The organism is Clostridium gasigenes, assembly GCF_017348895.1.
In the GTDB taxonomy this organism is placed as follows: Bacteria; Bacillota; Clostridia; order Clostridiales; family Clostridiaceae; genus Clostridium; species Clostridium gasigenes.
In genome coordinates, this window is record NZ_CP071376.1 from 2,870,801 (window position 1) to 2,891,824 (window position 21,024).

The 21,024-nt window shown below is 29.5% G+C and carries 18 protein-coding genes; 15 read left to right on the forward strand and 3 right to left on the reverse strand.

Annotated features, from left to right (window positions below; translation table 11 throughout):
• Positions 1–100 precede the first annotated feature (100 nt).
• The 9 genes from pyrB to J1C67_RS13370 all read left to right on the forward strand — a co-directional run bounded on the left by pyrB (position 101) and on the right by J1C67_RS13370 (position 9,558).
• Complete coding sequence (pyrB, locus tag J1C67_RS13330) at positions 101–1,027, forward strand: aspartate carbamoyltransferase (RefSeq protein ID WP_167867100.1); 927 nt, start codon at positions 101–103, stop codon at positions 1,025–1,027.
• Positions 1,028–1,465: an aspartate carbamoyltransferase regulatory subunit gene (locus J1C67_RS13335; RefSeq protein ID WP_167867099.1), complete on the forward strand. Its 438-nt coding sequence runs from the start codon at positions 1,028–1,030 to the stop codon at positions 1,463–1,465.
• A 12-nt stretch (positions 1,466–1,477) separates the two neighbouring features.
• Entirely contained in the window at positions 1,478–2,674 is a 1,197-nt protein-coding gene (locus tag J1C67_RS13340) for a dihydroorotase (protein WP_167867098.1), read from the forward strand.
• An 11-nt stretch (positions 2,675–2,685) separates the two neighbouring features.
• A complete protein-coding gene (gene pyrF / locus J1C67_RS13345) occupies positions 2,686–3,570 on the forward strand; it encodes an orotidine-5'-phosphate decarboxylase (RefSeq protein ID WP_167867097.1) in 885 nt (294 codons plus the stop codon).
• A gap of 61 nt (positions 3,571–3,631) precedes the next feature.
• Entirely contained in the window at positions 3,632–4,369 is a 738-nt protein-coding gene (locus tag J1C67_RS13350; RefSeq protein WP_167867165.1) for a dihydroorotate dehydrogenase electron transfer subunit, read from the forward strand.
• 141 nt (positions 4,370–4,510) lie between these two features.
• Positions 4,511–5,407 (forward strand): dihydroorotate dehydrogenase, encoded by an 897-nt coding sequence (locus J1C67_RS13355; RefSeq protein WP_167867096.1) that lies wholly within the window; start codon positions 4,511–4,513, stop codon positions 5,405–5,407.
• 110 nt (positions 5,408–5,517) lie between these two features.
• On the forward strand, positions 5,518–6,078 hold the full coding sequence (gene pyrE, locus J1C67_RS13360) for an orotate phosphoribosyltransferase (RefSeq protein WP_089965475.1): 561 nt from the start codon (positions 5,518–5,520) through the stop codon (positions 6,076–6,078).
• A 221-nt stretch (positions 6,079–6,299) separates the two neighbouring features.
• Positions 6,300–8,300, forward strand: a complete 2,001-nt coding sequence (locus J1C67_RS13365) for a methyl-accepting chemotaxis protein (RefSeq protein ID WP_167867164.1) — start codon at positions 6,300–6,302, stop codon at positions 8,298–8,300.
• Between the two features lie 409 nt (positions 8,301–8,709).
• Positions 8,710–9,558, forward strand: a complete 849-nt coding sequence (locus J1C67_RS13370) for a YcdB/YcdC domain-containing protein (RefSeq protein ID WP_167867095.1) — start codon at positions 8,710–8,712, stop codon at positions 9,556–9,558.
• A 41-nt stretch (positions 9,559–9,599) separates the two neighbouring features.
• Here the strand turns inward: J1C67_RS13370 and J1C67_RS13375 are convergent, their stop codons facing one another.
• Positions 9,600–11,015, reverse strand: coding sequence for an alanine/glycine:cation symporter family protein (locus tag J1C67_RS13375; protein ID WP_089965477.1), 1,416 nt, complete (start codon positions 11,013–11,015; stop codon positions 9,600–9,602).
• A gap of 323 nt (positions 11,016–11,338) precedes the next feature.
• Positions 11,339–14,020: a transglycosylase domain-containing protein gene (locus J1C67_RS13380; RefSeq protein ID WP_167867094.1), complete on the reverse strand. Its 2,682-nt coding sequence runs from the start codon at positions 14,018–14,020 to the stop codon at positions 11,339–11,341.
• 106 nt (positions 14,021–14,126) lie between these two features.
• Between J1C67_RS13380 and yunB the strand changes: the two genes are divergently transcribed.
• A complete protein-coding gene (gene yunB, locus J1C67_RS13385) occupies positions 14,127–14,789 on the forward strand; it encodes a sporulation protein YunB (protein ID WP_167867093.1) in 663 nt (220 codons plus the stop codon).
• A 171-nt stretch (positions 14,790–14,960) separates the two neighbouring features.
• Here yunB and hpt read toward each other — a convergent pair whose 3' ends face one another.
• Complete coding sequence (gene hpt, locus J1C67_RS13390) at positions 14,961–15,488, reverse strand: hypoxanthine phosphoribosyltransferase (protein WP_089965484.1); 528 nt, start codon at positions 15,486–15,488, stop codon at positions 14,961–14,963.
• Positions 15,489–15,585: 97 nt separating this feature from the next.
• Between hpt and hflX the strand changes: the two genes are divergently transcribed.
• The 5 genes from hflX to J1C67_RS13415 all read left to right on the forward strand — a co-directional run bounded on the left by hflX (position 15,586) and on the right by J1C67_RS13415 (position 20,968).
• Positions 15,586–17,385, forward strand: a complete 1,800-nt coding sequence (hflX, locus tag J1C67_RS13395) for a GTPase HflX (RefSeq protein ID WP_089965487.1) — start codon at positions 15,586–15,588, stop codon at positions 17,383–17,385.
• Positions 17,386–17,548: 163 nt separating this feature from the next.
• Positions 17,549–17,758: a heavy-metal-associated domain-containing protein gene (locus J1C67_RS13400; protein ID WP_089965490.1), complete on the forward strand. Its 210-nt coding sequence runs from the start codon at positions 17,549–17,551 to the stop codon at positions 17,756–17,758.
• A 192-nt stretch (positions 17,759–17,950) separates the two neighbouring features.
• Positions 17,951–18,853, forward strand: coding sequence for a nucleotidyltransferase domain-containing protein (locus tag J1C67_RS13405; protein ID WP_089965492.1), 903 nt, complete (start codon positions 17,951–17,953; stop codon positions 18,851–18,853).
• A 63-nt stretch (positions 18,854–18,916) separates the two neighbouring features.
• Positions 18,917–20,320: an aminotransferase-like domain-containing protein gene (locus tag J1C67_RS13410; RefSeq protein ID WP_167867092.1), complete on the forward strand. Its 1,404-nt coding sequence runs from the start codon at positions 18,917–18,919 to the stop codon at positions 20,318–20,320.
• Positions 20,321–20,968: a YigZ family protein gene (locus tag J1C67_RS13415; RefSeq protein WP_167867091.1), complete on the forward strand. Its 648-nt coding sequence runs from the start codon at positions 20,321–20,323 to the stop codon at positions 20,966–20,968.
• Positions 20,969–21,024: the final 56 nt, after the last annotated feature.

Sequence of the window (21,024 nt, forward strand, 5' to 3'; positions counted from 1 at the left end):
AGGCATTTTTTTTATAAATAAAATTAAATCGGGATGTGACTTGTTATTTTTTTAAGCCTTTATACCTTTAAAGTTAACACCGCGATGTTAAAAAGGAGAGATGAAAATGATAAATAAACATTTAATAGACCCAATGGATTTTTCAATTTATGAATTAGATGAAATATTTAAATTGGCGCAGGAAATAATTGCAGAGCCAAAAAGATTCTCGCATATGTGTGATGGGAAAATACTCGCAGCATTATTTTATGAGCCTAGCACAAGAACAAGATTTAGTTTTGAAGCAGCTATGATGAGACTTGGTGGAAATATTCTTGGATTTTCAGAACCAAATTCAAGTTCAGCGTCAAAGGGAGAAACACTAGCAGACACAATTAAAATGGTATCTATATATGCAGATGTAATTGCAATGAGACATCCAAAAGAAGGATCGGCAAGGGTTGCTAGTAAATATTCATCAGTACCAGTTATAAATGCAGGAGATGGTGGACACCAACATCCAACTCAAACATTAACAGACCTATTAACTATAAAAATCTTAAAGAAAAAGTTAACTGGTCATACGATAGGTATTTGTGGAGATTTAAAATATGGTAGAACAGTACATTCCTTAATAAAAGCAATGTCAAGATATGAAAATATAAAATTCATATTAATATCACCAAAAGAATTAAAGATACCAGAGTATATTAAAGAAGAGATATTAAGTAAAAATAACATAGAGTTTAAAGAAGTTGAAAGGCTAGAAGAAGTTATAGGTGAGCTTGATATTTTGTATATGACAAGAATACAAAAAGAAAGGTTCTTTAATGAAGAAGAATACTTAAGACTTAAAGATAGTTATATATTAGACCTGGAAAAAATGAGTGTGGCTAAAGACGATATGATAGTTATGCACCCACTTCCAAGAGTAAATGAAATAGCAATGGAAGTAGATTATGATAGTAGAGCAGCTTATTTTAAACAAGCAGAGTATGGAATGTATGTAAGAATGGCTTTAATAGTAAAACTTCTGGGGGTGATGTAATTGCTAGAAATAACAAGTATAAAAAATGGGTTGGTTATAGATCATATAGAAGCTGGAATGGGAGTTAAAATATTTAGATACTTAAATCTAGATAAAAGGTGTAACCAGGTTGCATTAATAATAAATGCAGAGAGTAAAAGACTTGGAAAAAAGGACATAATAAAAATAGAAGATTGCATGGATATAGATTATACAATACTTAGTCTTTTATCACCAAACATTACTATAAATGAAGTGAGAAATGAAAAAAGAACTAAAAAGATTAAACCTGAGTTGCCAAAGATAGTTGAAAATATTTTGAAATGTAATAATCCAAGATGTATTACAGGGAATGAAAAATATGTGGCACATACATTTAAACTAGTTAATTGTGAAAAAGGTACTTATAGGTGTGAATATTGTGATCATATAATGAAATTATCAGAAGTCATAAGCTAAAGAGGTGTAAAAATGAATTTACTTATTAAAAATGCACAAATTGTAGATTGCATTCAAAATTTCCTTGGAGATATTTATATTGAAAATGGAATAATAAATGAAATAGGAAAATCATTATCTAAAGAAGGGGTAAAAGTTATAGATGCAAAAGGATTAACTTTAATGCCTTCATTTATAGACACACATGCTCATTTTAGAGAACCAGGCTTAACTTATAAGGAAGATATAGAAACAGCATCTAGAGCAGCTTTAAGAGGTGGATATACAGGGGCTTGTTTAATGGCAAATACAGTTCCTATATGTTCAAATAAAGAAGTTCTAGAAAATGTTAGAAATAGAGTGAAGGAATTGAACCTGATAGATGTACACCAATGCATATCTGTAACAAAAGGTTTTGAGGGACGAGATTTAACACATTTAGATCAGTTTAAAGATGACAGAGGAATTAAAGCAATATCAGATGATGGTGTTGGAGTAATGGATTCTGGGATAATGTTTAAAGCAATGGAAAAGGCTAAGGAAAACAATTGGATAATAATGTCTCATGCAGAAGATCATAAATTTTCAAAAATAGATATGAGACTAGCAGAGAATATGATGACACTTAGAGATATAGCTTTAGCAAAGGAAACAGGAGCAAGACTTCATATGTGCCACGTAAGCACAAAAGAAGCAATAGAATATATTACTGAAGCTAAAAAAGAATATCAGAATATTACTTGCGAAGTAACACCACATCATATTTACTTAACCACAAAGGAAAGTAATTATAGAGTGAATCCTCCTATAAGAGAAAGACAAGATGTAGATTCAATAATTAAAGCAATTAAACTTGGGTTTGTAGATTGTATTGGAACAGATCATGCACCACATACAGAGAAAGATAAGGAAAAGGGGTCGCCGGGAATGGTTGGACTTGAAACAGCGTTTCCTATCTGTTATACAGCATTAGTTAAATCAGGTGTAATAAATTTAAATAAATTAAGTGAAATAATGTCTAAGAAGACAGCTGAAATACTCGGAATGAATAAGGGTAAAATTAGTATAGGAATGGATGGGGATTTGGTTCTATTAGATTTAGATAAAAAGATTAAGGTTAATTCATCAAAATTTCATTCCAAGGGAAAAAACACTCCTTTTGAAGGTATGGAATTTTATGGGGAAGTAGTTTCTACAATTAAGGGCGGAAGAATTTTATATAAAAGATAGGAGTGTTTATTATGAAAATAAATATAATTGATAAACTATTTGCTAGAGTTGAAGAAAGAGGGGTGGTATGTCTTGGTCTTGATACAGCACTTGAATACATACCAGCACATGTTTTTGAAGGAAGATGTGAAGAAGAAGCAATATTTCAATTTAATAAAGAAATTATAGATGCAACATTAGATGTAGTAGCTTGTTTCAAAGTTCAAATAGCATATTATGAAGCGTTAGGATTAAAAGGACTTATGGCATATAGTAAAACTTTAGCGTACCTTAGAGAAAAGGACGCTATAATTGTAGCAGATATAAAAAGGGGAGATATTGCAGCAACCGCAACGCAATATGCAAAGGCTCACTTTGAAGGGGATTTTGAAGCAGATTTCATAACATTAAGCCCATATATGGGGATGGATAGTATAGAGCCCTACCTTCCTTATATGGAAACTGGCAGCAAAGGAGTTTTCTCGTTAGTTAGAACTTCAAATAAAGGTGCAGAAGATATAGAAAACTTGGACACAATAGATGGAAGAAAGGTTTATACAATAGTTGGGGATAAGCTTACAGAAATGAGTAAACATATGATTGCAGATTGTGGATATTCACCAATTGGTGGAGTTATAGGATGTACTCATGTTGAGGAAGGCAGAGAAATAAGAAAAAGATTTAATAATATGTTCTTTTTAATACCAGGATACGGAGCTCAAGGTGGAAAAGCTTGCGATGTAGCAATGTATTTAAATAATGGAAATGGTGGAGTAGTAAATTCTTCAAGAGGAATACTTCTAGCTTATAAAAAAGAAGGAAGAGATAAAGAATTTGCTCTTTGTGCAAGAGAAGAATCAATTAGAATGAGAGATGAGATTAAATCAGCAGTTGAATCAATTTCAAGAAATAACTAGAAATTATTAATTGATGTGAAATTTTACACCCCAGGGGTGGTAAAAGGGGGAACTTATAATGATGAACTATAATAAGGCTAGAGTTATTTTAAATCAAGAAATATCAGATGGAATTTTCAAATTAGTAGTTGAAGATAAAAATGAAATTAAAGCAGGACAATTCTATATGTTAAAGATTAATGGATCAACACTTCTTCCAAGACCAATAAGCATATGCGAAAAAGGAATTGAAACAATAACATTCCTTTATGCAGTTGTTGGAAACGGAACTAGAGAATATGCAAAACTTGTAGAAGGTGACTATATTAATTTAATAGGTCCTCTTGGAAATGGATTTAATATAGAAGAAGATTTAGGGAAAGTTGCTTTAGTATGTGGTGGAATTGGTACAGCTCCAATGTTAGAGCTTGCTAAAAAATTAAGAGAGAAAGATAAGAATAGTAAAATAGATCTTTATGCAGGGTTTAGAGATAATATATACTTAATTGATGAAATAAAAGAATATGTAAATAAAGCTTATGTAAGCACGAACACAGGAAAGCATGGACATAAAGGTTTTGTGACAGACTTGTTAAAAGCAGAAGAATACGATACAATCCTTTGCTGTGGACCAGAAGTTATGATGAAGAAAGTAGTTGAAATATGCAAAGAGAAAAATGTTAAAGTATATGTTTCAATGGAAAAACATATGGCTTGTGGAGTTGGAGCTTGTTTAGTATGCACATGTAAAACAAAAGATGGTAATAAGAGAACTTGCAAAGATGGACCTGTATTTGATGGGGCTTATGTAGAATTTTAGGTATATTAATTGAAATGACTAGTTAACATGTAGTTTATTTTGGGCTTTGGGTTGGTATTTTTCAAATGACTTAGGTACAGGAAAGAATCTACCTAGTTATTTTTTCAAACTACCTTAATAAATAGAAGGGGGGCAATTGTTGTGTTAAAAGTAAATATAAATGGCGTATACTTTAAAAATCCGGTAATTGGAGCCTCGGGAACTTTTGGGTTTGGAGCCGAATATAATAAGTTTTATGATGTAGGAATACTTGGAGGAATATCATCAAAAGGGTTAACTTTAAATCAAAGGGATGGTAATGATGGGATAAGAGTTTATGAAACACCATCAGGAATGATGAATTCTGTTGGGCTGCAAAACCCAGGAATTGATGGGTTTATAAAAAATGAACTTCCTAATATGAGAAAGCTTGGAACTAATATAATTGCAAATGTTGGTGGCGGTTGCATTGAAGATTATATAACTGCAATAGAGAAGTTAAGAGGAACAGATATTGATATGATAGAACTTAATATATCATGTCCAAATGTAAAATCGGGTGGAATGGCATTTGGAATAAAAGGTAACGTAGCTTATGATATTGTAAAAGAAATTAAAGCTATGGCAGATAAACCTCTTATGGTTAAGCTTTCACCAAATGCTGAGGATATTGTAAATATGGCATTAATGTGTGAAAAAGCAGGAGCTGATTCCATTTCATTAATAAATACATTAAAAGGTTTTGCAATAGATCCATATAAAAGAAAGCCTATATTCAATAATATTTATGCAGGTCTATCAGGGCCGGCAGTTAAACCAATAGCTTTAAGAATGGTTCATGAAGTAGCAAAAGCTGTTAACATTCCAGTTATAGGGCTAGGTGGAATTTCAACTGGTATAGATGCTATAGAATTTATGATGGCTGGAGCTACTGCAGTGCAAATTGGAACAATAAATTTTTCGAATCCAATGGCAGGAAAAGAAATTATAGCAGAAATGGAAGCTTTCTGTAAATCGCAAGGAATTAAAAATATAAATGAAATAATTGGATGTGTTTAATAGTTATATTTAGGATTATATTAAAAGATAAAGATATTTAAAAAATAACTAGTCAAATATATTATATAGAATATATATATAAATAATTCGAATTTTAGGAGGATATTATTATGGTAGTTGAAATATTAAAAGAGGTGGAAGCATTACTTGAAGGTCACTTCTTATTATCATCAGGAAAACATTCAAATGGATATTGCCAATGTGCAAAGGTTCTACAACATCCAGATAAAGCTGAAAAAGTATTAAGGGTTGTTTGTGAAAAGTTAAAGGATATAGATTTTGATATAGTTGTTGGGCCAGCTATGGGTGGCGTTATAGTGGCTTATGAAGTTGGTAGACAACTTGGAAAACCTGCTATATTCACAGAAAGAGAAAATGGCGTTATGACATTAAGAAGAGGGTTTGAAATAAAACCAGGTCAAAGAGTCATAATAACAGAAGATGTTGTAACTACAGGAAAATCATTTAAAGAAGCTGCAAAGGTTATAGAAGATTTAGGTGGTATTGTAGTAGCTGTAGCATGTTTAGCAGATAGAACACCTGGTAATGTATGTGATTATCCAATGTATAGCTCAGTTAAATTAGAAATAGATACATATGATGCTGATAATTGTGCTTTATGCAAAGAAGGAACTCCATATATTAAACCTGGTAGTAGAAATATTAAATAAGTTAAATTTTAAATTACTTAATAAATAAAAGGTAAGTACATTTTATTATGTACTTACCTTTTATTTTAGGTATTTACTTTTAGCGAGATAGTACATATGGTAGAATAAAATATACATAATTTAAGTGTAAAATTAATATATGTACTATTTAATGGATTTTTTTAATTATATTAATTAAAAAGTGTTTTATAGTATTATAAGTTTAAAAGGTGGAGATTAAAATTAAATTTAAAAATTTAAAACTAAACAGTATTCGTAGTAAATTAGTTATTAGCTTGGTAGGAATTTGTGTGATTCCACTAATGATAACAGGATTTGGGTCATACACTCAGTCAAAATCAATTCTTAGCAAAAAATTGACTGTCACAAGTACACAAACACTTACGGAAATAAATAATGGATTATCTGATTATTTTAATGGATTTTCTAATATGATTTCAATAGCAGCAAATAATTATAATATCGTGAATGTTGATACAGATGATAATATCAAATATATACCTGAAGTATTAAAAGGCTCAAAAGAAAGTAACAAAGATATACTTGCTGTGTATTATGGAAGTGTTTCAGGTAAATATGCTAATTATCCTGTTGAAAAAATGCCTGACAATTTTAAAGCAAATACAAGGCCTTGGTATAAACAAGCTTTAGAGAATAAAGGTAAAGTTGTAATAACTGCTCCGTATAAAGATGTTATAACTGGAAATAATGTTGTTTCATTTATAAAAACGGTAGAAAAAAATGGACAAGTAGTTGGAGTTGTGGGAATGGATTGCACATTAACTACACTTGCAGAGCGAATAGCTACAAAAAAGATAGGTAATACAGGATATGTGTTTATTTCTGATGTATCAGGTAATATTCTAGCTCACCCACAAGAGGAGCTTATTAATACAGATACAGCATCTAAATTATCTTTTTGGGATAAAGCAAAATCACAGGATAGTGGTTTTATTAATTATAATGATGATGGTGAGAAAAAGTTTGGAGTATATGAAACAAATGAATTAACAGGTTGGAAGTTAGTGGCCACATTAGATGAAAGTGAACTATCTAGTGATACAAAGTCTATATTGAAAACAACATTATTAATAATATTAATAATGGGATTAATTTCAGTAGCTTTATCATTGTTATTAAGTAAGGGAATAGCTCATAATATACAAAAATTAAAAGAAGTATTTAATAAGGCTTCAAATGGAGACTTAACGGTGTCTATAACCGCTTCAACAAAAGATGAATTTGAAGATTTAGCTATATCATTTAACTTAATGATAAAAAATATATCAGAGCTTATGCATAGTGTTACAAAGTCATCTAAAACGGTATTAGAAACATCGGAAAATCTTGCAAGTAGGTCACAGGAAGTAACAGCTTCTATAAATGAAGTTGCAAATGCAATAGAACAAGTTGCCATAGGTTCAACTGAGCAGGCTCAAAATGCTCAAAATGGTGCTTCTCAAATGGATGACTTATCAAACAGATTAGATAAAATTAGTATCAACTCTAATGAAATGGACAAAATTTCAAGCAATACTAAAGAATTAGGATCAAAAGGATTATCAATGATAAACACCTTAATTGAGAAATCAAATAAAACTAAGACAGCTACTACAGAAGTTAACGAGATAGTGCAAGATATGAATGAAAGCACTAAGCAAATAAATGAGATATCTGAAACAATAGCCAATATAACAGCGCAAACTAATCTTTTATCATTAAATGCAAGTATTGAATCTGCACGTGCAGGTGAAGCAGGTAGAGGATTTGCTGTAGTTGCAGAAGAGATAAGAAAACTTGCTGACCAATCAAAAATTTCAACAGAAGAAATAAAGATAATTATAGCAAGCATACAGAAAAAATCAGACTTAGCGGTAGAGGCTATTAGATCCACTGAGACTGTAGTGAATGAACAGGACTTAGCTGTAGGTCAAACTCAAGAGATATTTAGTGAGATTTTAAAAGCAATTGAAATAATGATTACTAAAGTTGATGAAGTAAAAATATCTATTATTGATATAAATGAGAAAAAACAATCTACAATATCAGAAATTGAAAATATTTCAGCTATATCTGAAGAAACAGCCGCCTCTTCAGAAGAAGTTAATGCTTCAACAGAAGAAATAACAGCTGCAATGGAAGAGTTTGCAAAAGATTCAAGTGAACTTCAAATATTAGCAGAGAAGTTAGGGACTGAAATAAATAAATTTAAAATTAATTAAGGCACTTGAAAATAAATAATAGACCAAAGATGCGACGAATATTTTGTGTAAGACAAGGAAGTAAATCCGCAGATACTGGGGCTATCTAAGGATTTAATGACGCAGTATTACACAAAATAGGCTAGCATACTGGTTTATTATTTATTTGATTGTGCCTAATATAGGAACAAGAAAGCAAATCCATTTCTTATTTTCCTTAAAAGAGACATCCTAGCAATAATATACTTATACATAATCATATTTAATTACTATAAGTAATTTTAGTAATATATCTTCAAAAAAATAATATTAATATATATTAAAAACTTTATATTAATGATAAAATATTGTAGTATAGTAAGTAGTACAAGTTAAATGATTATGAATATAAGATATTAATTTTATATTTAAATCAATAGGAGGAAAATAAATGAAGGGTAAAAAGAAAATTATAGCATTTACTTTGCTTATAATATCATTACTTATAGCTATAGGGTTTACTATAGTTTCGCTTTTGGACAATAAAGCAAAAGAAGTAAAGGTAGCAAAAAGATTTGTTGAGAAACTTCAAAAAATGGATATTATTGATACGAAATTAAATGTAGAAAAAATAGAATTTAAATCAGTGGATAAAGTAATAAATAAAAATTCTAAAACGCAATATATAGTAGTAGGAGAAAATTTAGGAATAAATTTAGATAGTAAATATGTTGTTACTGGATTTTCTGAAAAAGTGAAAGAAGATATATCTCCGGATTCAATTATTGATAAAGATAATGCGAAAATATTAGCTGAGGAATATGTTAGCAAAATTACTAATGAAAAATTTGAATTTAAGGAAGTAAGAGAAGTTAAAGAGGAAGGAAAAAAGTCTAATACATATACTATAGCTTTTTATAAATATGTTAAAGACTACCCATGTTATGATAACGAAATAGTAGTTAATATTAATAGAACTTCAGGTAAATTACAAAGTTATACAAATCAAAGTATTAATAAAGTTAAATATAATATTAAAAAAAATATTGATTTAGAAGAAGCTAAAAATATTTCAATAGAATATTTTAGTAAATTAAATATTAAATCGCAAATAGTTAAGGAACCATTACTTTCAGTTACATTAAGAGTAGATGGAGAATTTGAATTATCATATGTAGTAGATCTTAATGTTATAACTAATGATGGTAAAATAGACAAGTATAAGTTATTTATAAATGCAGAGTCAGGAGAAGTTGTTAATAGAACATCAGAGTTAATACAAGATTCAACAAGCAATTAAAAAAAGCGCCTAAGCGCTTTTTTTTTTGTTATATTTAATATTTATTCAAATACTTTATCTTGCCATTCTTCAACTTCTGGTCCAAGTTCTGGTATTGATGAAGCGTAGAATATAGGATCTTTTATACCAGATTTTTTTTGCTTATTATAGTCATTAAGAGCCTTGATGGCAATGTTACTAAGTAATACTATGGCTATTAAGTTTGTAATTGCCATAAGCCCCATAAATAAATCAGCTAGGTTCCAAACGATATCCACACTTGCAATTGAACCGAAAAATACCATAAGCCCTACAATAACTCTATAAATTTGCAAATAAATTTTCTTTTTAGTTATAAATTGGATATTACATTCTCCATAGTAGTAGTTACCAACTATTGAGCTAAAGGCAAATAGTAATATACATACGGATATAAATATTCCACCCCATGAACCAACTTGGGAACTTAAGGCTGCTTGAGTAAGTTCAATACCTTTAATTTTACCATCAAGAGGTACACCAGATAATATAATTATAAAAGCAGTACAACTACATATTATTAATGTATCTGTAAATACTCCAAGTGTTTGTATAAAACCTTGTTTAACAGGGTGAGATACTGTAGCTGTTGCTGCTGCATTTGGTGCAGAACCCATACCAGCTTCATTTGAGAATAGACCTCTCTTAATACCCTGCATTAAGGCTGCTCCCATACCACCACCAACTAATTGATTTATGCCAAAAGCATTTTCAAAAATCAATGCTATTACTCTAGGAATTTCAGTAAAGTTTTTAAATACTACAAATAGTGCTACTAAAATATATGCTATAGCCATTATTGGGACTAAAACACTAGAAACTTTAGCAATTCTATTAACTCCACCAAATATAATAAAAAGAGTAAGTGCAGTAATAATTAAACCAATTGAGGTTCTATTTATTCCAAAAGAATCATTAAATGCAAGTGTAATTGTATTTGCTTGAACTGAGTTAAATACAAGTCCAAATGATATTATAATAAGTACAGAGAATAAAACTCCCATCCATCTTTTCTTTAGCCCTTTTTCCATATAGTAAGCAGGACCACCTCTAAAAGAACCGTTATCCTTTACTTTATAGATTTGAGCTAAAGTAGATTCTATAAAACTTGATGCGGCTCCAATTAATGCAATTAACCACATCCAGAAAATTGCTCCAGGACCACCAATAGCAAGGGCGGTAGCAATACCAGCTAAATTACCAGTCCCAACTCTAGAAGCTGTACTAATACAAAAGGCTTCGAAAGATGATATAGAATTTTTATCGGTATCTTTACCTCCTGCATCACCTAATAATCTAAACATCTCTTTAATGTTTCTAAATTGTACAAATTTAGTTCTAAAGGTAAAGTAAATACCTGTTGTTATTAGCATACCTATTAATATATAAGTCCATATAAAATTATTTGCTTCCATAATTAATTTGTTTAAAAAATCCATTATTATCCTCCTTGTTCTTCTTAAGTAAATTATTTCATAATTATACTTTGTATAGTTTACAATAATCATATAATATTTGCAAGTAAAAAAAAACTAGTTTCATATTTTGAAGTTGTCACTTGCTGAATAACTAGTGATAGTATGAAACTAGCTTATATTAAAAGTTGATATATGAATTTTATTATAAGTATTTATGCAATAATAAAGAAGGTAAGAAAAAAATAGAAGCCAAAAGTGAAGTGTAAATTCACTTTTGGCTTCTAAGGGAGTTTCAAAAAATGCTAGGCAGATTATGGTCTGTTTTATTTCAGCAACTTAAGGTGCTAACTACCAGTTACTGTTATAATTTTTTGTTTAGTAATTGTTTTATTCTTACTATCTGTAACAGAGTAGTTAACTTTGTATGAGCCAGGGGCGGTTGTATCAACAGTTCCGCTTATAGTAATCTTACTTGTTAAATCTCCATCTTCTTTATCAGTTGCAGTTACTCCAACTATTGGATCAAAAGTTTCTCCAACTTTAATTGATCTATCAGCAATACCATTAAGTTCTGGCGCTGAGTTCCCATTAGATTGATCAGGTTTTGGAACATCTGGCTTGGGAGCTTCAGGTTTTGGAGCTTCTGATTTTGAATCATCCCTTTGTGTTGGAAGAGTGTATTTATAATCAGAAGCGGCTGAACTAGCATTTGGCTTCCTTATAAATACTCTGTCTTCTATAAGCCACTTTGGAGTATTGTCACTAGCAAGTTTATTGTTGCTTTTATTAACCTTAGCAGTAACATGAATATCACATACTGCAGTTGGTTCAGTTCCAGCTATAAACATTTCAGTGGTTACTCTTCCTCTAGGGTCATGGCTACAAAGATTAGTAGGTTTCTTTCCAGAATCTTTACATACACTTGCAGTAACTATTCCATCTGGTTTTTCTATTTCAGTTACTTCAAGGCCCTCATGGGCTGGAGCCATAATTTGGGCCCATAGCTTACCTGCGGCACTACTATAACCATTCATTTTATATTTATTATCATATCCTACCCATACAGAAGCTGAGTAATAAGGGGTTAGCCCTGAGAACCACCAATCTGTAGTAGAATCAGATGTTCCAGTTTTACCTGAAATAGGCATAGTATTGCTAAATTTAGCAAAGCGTCCATCAGCTTTATCAACTGGTCCTTTTAAAATATCATACATTATATATGCTGCTTGTGGAGAAAATACAGGGATTTGTTCTGAGTTACTTTCAAGTAAAACCTTACCTGTAGAATCTTCTACTTTTGTATAGAATACTGGTTCACTACGATTACCGTTATTTCCAAAGGTTCCAAAAGCAGAGGCTAAGATAAGTGGATTTCCACCATCTAAATCATCAGCTGCATTGTTCTGTTCTCCAAGGGCTAAGGCAGCAATTGAACTAGCAGAGGCTGCATTATATTTTATCCCAAGTTTTTCACCATAGGCAAGGCCCGTTTTTAAACCAATAGTATGTTCTGTAATAACAGAAGCAATATTTTTAGACCAAGTTATAGCATCACGAGAGGAAATAAAACCGTCTAATTTATAATCATAATTATGAGGATCCCATCCTGGCTGATATTGGTTAGCAATAGATGTAGGCAAAGGTGAATCATCTATTGGGGTAGCTGCTGTCATTATTTTAGTGTCGATAGCAGGGCCATAAACAGTTAAAGGCTTAGTGTTAGAAGCTATTGGTCTAAGTGCATCACTAGCTCTGTTTAAAGAGTGCGCTGGCTGAGTGCCTCTGCCACCAATTAATGCTTTAACATAACCAGTTCTATAATCCATAACAACAGCGGATGATTGAAGAAGTGGAACGCCATTTGCATCAAATGCATCAACACCACCATTATCATTATTTGCAATGTTTGATCTTTCGTTTAAAATATTTTGAGTACTATCTTGTAGTTTTTTATCCATAGTTGTATGGATTTTCAAACCACCGTTTAGCATAAGTTTTGAGACTTCATCGTCAGTATATTTATATTTTTGTTTCAAATCTTTTTTGACTTGTTCAACTGCAGGTAAAACAAACCATTCATATTTTAATCTATAATCTACTACAGTTTGTGAGAAAACAAATTTATTTTCATTAACCTCTGCATAAGCAACATTATATTCTTCTAATGTTATAAATTTTAAGTCTCTCATTTTCATAAGAACAGTTTTAGTTCTATCTAAATATTCTACTGGGTCTGCAATATTATTTTCATTATATGCACTATAGAAAGATGGGGCTTGAGTTATACCAGCAATATATGCAGATTCTATTAAAGTTAAATCTTTAGCAGATTTATCAAAGTAATATTTTGCGGCTTCCTCAACACCATAGACTTTTCCACCAAGTGGAATAGTGTTTAAATATTGAGATAAAATTTGATCTTTAGAAAGCTTCTTCTCAAGTTTTAAAGCAAGATAAATTTCTTTAACCTTTCTGTTAATAGATACTTCATTAGTTAAAACAGTATTTTTAATTACTTGTTGAGTAAGCGTTGAAGCTCCGTGAAGATTTTTATTACCATTAACTATATTTATAACATCACGGTAGGCAGCACCTAAAATTCTTTTAATATCGATACCTTTATGTTTATAAAAACGTTCATCTTCAATAGCGATATAAGCATTTTTCAGATTATTTGGCATAGCCGCTATGTCTATTTTGGTTCTTATTTCTTCTGTGGGAAGATTATCAATTAAATTTCCACTACTGTCTAGTAATATAGATTGCTCACTTAAGTTAGCAATAGCATTTACATCAAGTTCAGGAGAAGTTTTTATAATTGCAAAAACATATCCAAGAGCTACAGTAACAGTAAGTATTCCTACTATAAAAATTATCAAAAACATTTTCTTTAGAAATTTCATAAATTTGGATTGTTTTTTATTTTTTTTAGAGCTGGATATATTAGTATTATTTTTTAAGTCAGTTTTTATATTTTTAACATTAGCTTGGCTTTTTTCTTGGTTGAAATTTTTTTTGTCCGCCATTTGTTCCTCCCTTTAAAAAAATAATAAATGGATATAAATATGATATAATATAAAACATTATATCATATTTATATTAAGAGTAAAATAATAACTATTAAAGGTGACTATGAACTATTATACTAAAAAACCTAAAATTCGACTAAAAATTAAACATAAATCTTTTATATTGGTTATTATTACCATTTTGATTCTTTTTAATTCAATTTTATACTTTTTTGATAAAAGTATTTTACCAGCAATATTACAAATTGCTGAAACTAAGATGACATCAGAGGCGACTAAAATTATTAACGAAACTTCTTTGAAAGTCTATTCAAATGATTTTGATTACTCTGACATAATTTTAATAGAAAAGGATAACTTGGGAAATATTACAATGGTGAGAGCTGATACTGTGAAGTTAAATTATTTAGCAGCACAGTTAATGCTAGAAAGTAATAAAAGATTAGAGGAATTAGAAGAGATTGGGATAAAAGTTCCAGTTGGGTATATTACAAAGCAATCAGTAATTTATAATTTGGGACCTAAAGTCACTGTAAGAATGGAACAGATAGGAAATGTTGAAAGTCATTATGAATCTATATTTGAAAGTGCAGGAATAAATCAAACAAGACATAAAATATATTTAAATGTAAAAATGAAGTTGAAAGTTATAGTGCCACTAAATATTAAAGAAATAGAAGTAACATCTCAAATACCAATATCAGAAACAATAATAGTTGGACAAATACCAGATACATCAATTGATTTAGGAAATAATAAAAAATAGAAAACCTAAAAAAGCCTAAGAATTTGAAAAAATAACTAGTTATTTTCTGGTTTATTTTGCGCTATGATTTATCATGGAAACCTGTGAATAGCTAACTATTCACAGGTTTTGGTTCCACACCTAGCAGAAAATATACTCAAAATATTTAATTTGTTATTTTTTTCAGATCCATTAGTTATCTTGCCAGTTAAATACATAAGGGATATTTCTATAGAAACCCTCATAATCTAATCCGTAACCAACTACAAATAAATCTTCAATTTCAAAGCAACAATAGTCAGGTTTTATGTCAACCTTTCTTCTTGAGGGCTTATCCAGTAAAACACAACTCTTAACTGATGCAGCTCCAAGATTTTTAACATGGTTTATAACGTAATCCATAGTTGTACCAGTGTCAACTATATCATCAACTATTAAAACGTCCCATCCTTTAATGTCGTCTGGAATATCATTTATAATTTCTATAGTTCCAGTACTTGTTTCAGAATCGCCATAGCTTGAAGTTGTCATAAATCCAACTTTAGCCTTGCAGTCAAGTTCACGGAATAAATCAGCTCCAAATATAAAGCTTCCTCTTAATAAAGGAAGAACATAAAGTTTTTTACCTTTAAAATCTTCTGTTATAATTTTACCGATTTCTGCAGTTCTAGTTTTGATTTGATCTTCTGTGAAAAGTATATTACGTTTTTTGTTTTCCATAAATTAAACCTCCATTTAGTTTGCCTTATTTACTTTTTTGTATTAATAGTATAAAATTATATGAAAGTTGTCAAGATAAAGATAATGAGGTGAAGTTATGATATATGGAAATGTAGATGGAGTTAAGAATTCATTCTTAGAAGAATTAGAGAATTTATATAAGGTTAAAAATCCAAAAGATGAGATGTGTAGCGTTGAAGTAATTGAAACAATTTCAAGAGTGTCATCAATTATTGAAAGAGAAGTAAGTATTGCTATAGATAGAAGAGGAAAGGTGGTATCAGTAGCTGTTGGAGATTCAACATCAGTTGAAATACCAATGCTTGATATAAGAGAAAAAAGATTATCAGGAGTTAGAATAATACATACCCATCCAAATGGATTTTGTAATTTTTCAGCTTTAGATTTAACAGCTTTAATAAAGCTAAAGTTAGATGCAATAATGGCTATAGGAGTATACAAAGGTAAGATAATAGACTTTGCTGTAGGTATGATAACAATAAATAATGATGTTTTAGATTATGAAGAACAAAGTAATCTTTCAATGGAAGAAGTTTTATCAGAGAATATCATTCATAAGATACAATATATTGAAAGTCTTATAAGAGAAAAAGATATTATAGAAGATGATGGTGAAAGAGCTATTTTAGTTGGTTCAGACACTAAAGAAAGTTTAGAAGAATTAAAAGAATTAACTAAAGCTTGTGAAATACCAGTTTTAGAAATGATATTTCAAAGTAGAAATAAAATTGATCCAGCATTTTATATAGGAAAAGGAAAAGTTTTAGAAATAGCAAGTTTAAGACAAACAGAAAGAGCAAATGTAATTATATTTGATGATGAACTATCAGGGTCACAAGTAAGAAACCTAGAAGCTGCACTTGGAGCTAAGGTAATTGATAGAACTACGTTAATACTTGAGATATTTGCAAGAAGAGCTAAAACAAGAGAAGCTAAAATTCAAGTAGAGCTAGCTCAACTTAAATATAGAATGAGTAGGCTTCAAGGCCTTGGGACAATGCTTTCAAGAACTGGTGGAGGTATTGGAACAAAAGGACCTGGAGAAAAGAAATTAGAGACAGATAGAAGAACTATAAGAGAAACTGTTTATGATTTAAATGATCAGTTAAAGAAAATTAAAAAGGTTAGGGAAACACAAAGAGAAAAAAGAAATAAAGAAAGTATTCCAAGAGTATCACTAGTTGGTTATACTAACTCTGGAAAATCTACTTTAAGAAATAATCTTTGTGATATTGCAGCTCAAAAAGATATTCAAGGAAAAGAAAAGGTATTTGAAGCAGATATGTTATTTGCAACATTAGATACTACAACTAGAGCAATTACATTAAGCAATAAAGGAATAATTACATTAACTGATACAGTTGGTTTTGTTAGAAAGCTTCCTCATGATTTAATAGAAGCATTTAAATCAACATTAGAAGAAGTTATATTCTCAGATCTTTTATGCCATGTTGTAGATACATCTTCAGAATATGCACTAGAACAAATAGAAGCTGTTGAAGGTGTACTTGAAGAACTTGGAACAAAAGAAAAAAAGACAATGTTAGTATTAAATAAAATAGATATAGCTACAGAAGAACAAAAAAAACTTATATACGAAAATGTTAAAGATTATGAAATAATAGAAATATCAGCAATGGAAGGTTGGAATTTAGAAAAGTTATTAAGCTTAATAGAAGAGAACTTACCTTATAAATTTAAAAAATGTGAATATTTAATTCCTTATGATAGAAGTGATATATCTTCTTACCTTCATAGAAATGGAAGAATTTTAGAAGAAGAATATAAAGATAATGGAACTTATATGAAGGTTGAAGTAGATGATGAAATATATAATAAATCAAAGGAATTTGTAACTAATATAATAAATGTATAATTAAATTCAAAAAAAAGACATTAAATAGATTTATGAAAAATCTATTTAATGTCTTTTTAATATTCATATATAATAACTAGTTATTTTGAAAAGTATCTCTAAATCATGGATAGAGGTAGATGTTGAAGGAAATACTATTTTAATGAAGAGGTGATTTATTAAAATGATGAAAAAAATTAAAATTGAAGGTATGAGTACAGGGATTAGCGTAAATAATGTTAAGGATGTTTTAGCATCATTAAATAATTCGGGAAATATACAAGTAAGTTTAGAAGGAAAATATGGAATGGTTGGAACTTTATCTTCAAATCAAGAAATAAAAGAGAAAATTGAATATGAAGGTTACAATGTAGTAAGTATAGAAAATATGTAAACAAAAATTAAATTGGTTATTTAAAGAAACTCCCTTATGAAAAAGCACAGAATAAAATAATTCTGTGCTTTTTTTAGTCGTATTCTAAATCATAAATAAGTTTTAATATTTAAGAATATAATAAATAGTGGAAGATTAGTGAAAAAGTATGTATAATTGTAATAATACAATTAGTGTAAGGGAGGATTCTGAATGGCAAGAGCTATAATAGATTATCAAAAGGCATTTTTGGAAATTACTGAGGGACTAAAGAAAAACAGTAATATATTAGCTATATTTATTTTTGGAAGTATGGTGACTGGAGATTTGTGGGAAGGCTCAGATATAGATTTGTTTGTAATTTGTAATGATGAATTTCATGAAGTAAGAGATGTTTACACAGAAATTTTAACAATTCCAGTTCATTCAAAGTTTATAAGTAAAAGATCTTTTATAGAAGCATATAAAGGTGAGGGTATAAAGGGGACAATAAAGAATACATTAATATCATCTAAATTAATATTCTCAAAAGATGATGATATTTCAAATATAGATAGCAATACGCGTTATTCAATAAATCTAGATAGAAAAAAATGGAATTTGGTTTACCTAGGTAATTTACTTAAGGACATAGGGGTATGCAAAAAATATTTGCATAATGGCGGGATTTATACCTCTTATGAAGTTTTAATAAGGGTTCTAGATAATTTCTCAAAGCTTTATTTAAATATGAAAGGATACATAGTTAGTAAAGATTCATTAAAGATGGCTTGCAATTTAAGTGATAGTTTTGAGAGTTTAATAGGCGAATTGTTTACAAGTCCGGTAAATAAAGAAATGATTGAAAAAGCATTAGTGTTTATAGAAAATTATTTAAATTACACTATAAAGGATACTGTAGATCCACTTTCAGAATTTTTAGAATCTAAGGAGGAATATTTAAGTTCTTATGAAATTGAAAGAGATGATTTATTTGTTAATTTTAATATAAAAATTGAGTATATATTAAAATATTTATATAAAAAAGATTTAGTAAATAGAGAATTTAGAGATTTTAAAGATCCTTTTGGCAATAAATTAAGTGAAGAAAGTGTATATTCATATAAAGGTTTTTAGTGATTTGAAAACCTTAAAATATTTTTTGAAAAGTGAATTGATTAATTTGTATGGGGTGAATTGATGGAAGAAAAATTTTTAATAACCTTTGAAGAAGAAGTTCCTAAATATATTCAAATTGCAAATAATATAAAAAAACTAATAGATAATAAAGAGATAAAAGATGGTGAAAAATTACCAACTATAAGAGCATTAGCAAAAGTTATAGGGGTGAATAATGTTACTATTGTTAATACTTATAAAAAATTAAAGAATGAGGGGTATGCCTTTCAGAAGGTAGGATCAGGAACCTTTGCAAAAAGAAAGGATATAGTCCCTATATTCAATAGGGAATACTCTAAATATTTTAAAAAGATAAAACAAGATGAACTTTTTAATATAATAGATTTTGCAGGAGAAACTCAATCAGAAGTATATTTTCCTATAGAGGAGTTTAAATCAATTATAAATATGGTTTTAGATAGGGATGGAGCAAATGCTTTAATAATGCAGGAACCTCTTGGATATGAGGAACTTAGAAAAACCATAAATAAAGAATTTTGGAAAAATAGACTTAGTATTGAGAACATACTAATAGTGTCAGGAGCTCAACAAGGAATAGATATTGCGTCAAAAGCAATAATTAATATTAATGATAATGTAATTGTTGAAAAACCAACCTATGGGGGAGCACTTTCGGTTTTTAAGTGGAGAAGAGCAAATATATTTGAAGTGAATCTCGAAGAAGATGGAATAGATATTGTTGCCTTTGAGGAAATTTTAAAGAAGAATAAGATAAGATGCTTTTATACTATGAGTTATTTCCATAACCCAACAGGGATAAGCTATAGTAAAGAAAAGAAGTTAAAACTTTTAGAGTTAGCAGAAAAATATGATTTTTATATTATAGAAGATGATTATCTTTCAGAGCTGATTTATGAAAGCGAAATAGTTCATGAGCCTTTTAAAAAACTTGATAAAAATGATAGAGTACTTTATATTAAGAGTTTTTCTAAAATATTTTTGCCAGGAATAAGACTTGGGTATATAATTACACCAGATATTTTTAGAGAGTCACTTCAAAATTCAAAAATAAATACAGATATTGCAACTTCAACACTAATGCAAAGAGCATTAGAACTTTATATTAAAGAAGGTTACTTTAAAGGCCATATTGGCTTTTTAAAAGATGAATATAAAAAAAGATATGAATTAATGGGAGAGTTAATTAAACAGGAATTAGGAGAGTTTGTAAGGTTTATTGATCCTAAAGGTGGGCTAAATTTTTATCTTTCATTAAAAGAAAAAAATATAACCTCTAAAAGCTTATTTTACAAATTAAAAAGCAAAGGTGTTTATATCACCCCAGGGGTAATATTTTATAGGTATCCAAAAGATGGTGATTATTCATTTAGAATAGGGTTTGCTCAAGTAAATGAGGAGAAAATAAAGCAAGGGATAAATTTAATTAGAGAGGAGTTAAGTTAAGTGGCTTATCTAACTATAAGAGAATTTGGAGAAGATGAATTTATAGAAAAGAAATCTCGGTTTATAGGATATGCAAAGAGGTGTGAAACTGAAGACGAGGCAAAAGCTTTTGTTGCAGAAATAAAGAGTAAACATAAGCAAGCAAGACATAACTGCTTTGCATATACAGTAGGTGAAAATATGGGCATTCAAAGATATAGTGATGATGGCGAACCTCAAGGAACAGCAGGAATACCAATACTAGAAGTTATGAAAAAAAGTAATGTTACAGATTGTGCAATAGTAGTAACTAGATATTATGGCGGAATACTTCTTGGAACAGGAGGACTTACAAGAGCTTACACTAAAGGATCATCTATTGCACTAAAAGCTGGTGGAGTAGTTGAAAAAATAGATGGAGCAAGGCTTTCATTCCATATGGAATATGATATGCTTGGGAAAATACAATATATTTGTGGTCAAAACCTTTGGCATATAGAGGAAGTAGAATACTCAGATAAAGTAATAGTACATGTTTTAGCAGAAGAAAACCAAATAGAAGAAATAGAAAAAAAGATGATAGAAGTTTCAAGTGGTAAAATAGAAACTAGTAAAAGTGAAGAGGGGATATATTTTAAAGAAGAAAATAGATTATTTAAAGGGATATAGAGTATAAGGAACATTTAAAAAAATAAGTAGTCAGATTCTTTAAGATGCCTAATTGA

Coding starts and splice junctions, on each gene's coding strand:
- pyrB (WP_167867100.1), top strand. CDS start 101: ATGAAAATGATAAATAAACATTTAATAGACCCAATGGATTTTTCAATT.
- J1C67_RS13340 (WP_167867098.1), top strand. CDS start 1,478: ATGAATTTACTTATTAAAAATGCACAAATTGTAGATTGCATTCAAAAT.
- pyrF (WP_167867097.1), top strand. CDS start 2,686: ATGAAAATAAATATAATTGATAAACTATTTGCTAGAGTTGAAGAAAGA.
- J1C67_RS13350 (WP_167867165.1), top strand. CDS start 3,632: ATGAACTATAATAAGGCTAGAGTTATTTTAAATCAAGAAATATCAGAT.
- pyrE (WP_089965475.1), top strand. CDS start 5,518: ATGGTAGTTGAAATATTAAAAGAGGTGGAAGCATTACTTGAAGGTCAC.
- J1C67_RS13370 (WP_167867095.1), top strand. CDS start 8,710: ATGAAGGGTAAAAAGAAAATTATAGCATTTACTTTGCTTATAATATCA.
- J1C67_RS13375 (WP_089965477.1), bottom strand. CDS start 11,015: ATGGATTTTTTAAACAAATTAATTATGGAAGCAAATAATTTTATATGG.
- J1C67_RS13380 (WP_167867094.1), bottom strand. CDS start 14,020: ATGGCGGACAAAAAAAATTTCAACCAAGAAAAAAGCCAAGCTAATGTT.
- yunB (WP_167867093.1), top strand. CDS start 14,127: ATGAACTATTATACTAAAAAACCTAAAATTCGACTAAAAATTAAACAT.
- hpt (WP_089965484.1), bottom strand. CDS start 15,488: ATGGAAAACAAAAAACGTAATATACTTTTCACAGAAGATCAAATCAAA.
- hflX (WP_089965487.1), top strand. CDS start 15,586: ATGATATATGGAAATGTAGATGGAGTTAAGAATTCATTCTTAGAAGAA.
- J1C67_RS13400 (WP_089965490.1), top strand. CDS start 17,549: ATGATGAAAAAAATTAAAATTGAAGGTATGAGTACAGGGATTAGCGTA.
- J1C67_RS13405 (WP_089965492.1), top strand. CDS start 17,951: ATGGCAAGAGCTATAATAGATTATCAAAAGGCATTTTTGGAAATTACT.
- J1C67_RS13410 (WP_167867092.1), top strand. CDS start 18,917: ATGGAAGAAAAATTTTTAATAACCTTTGAAGAAGAAGTTCCTAAATAT.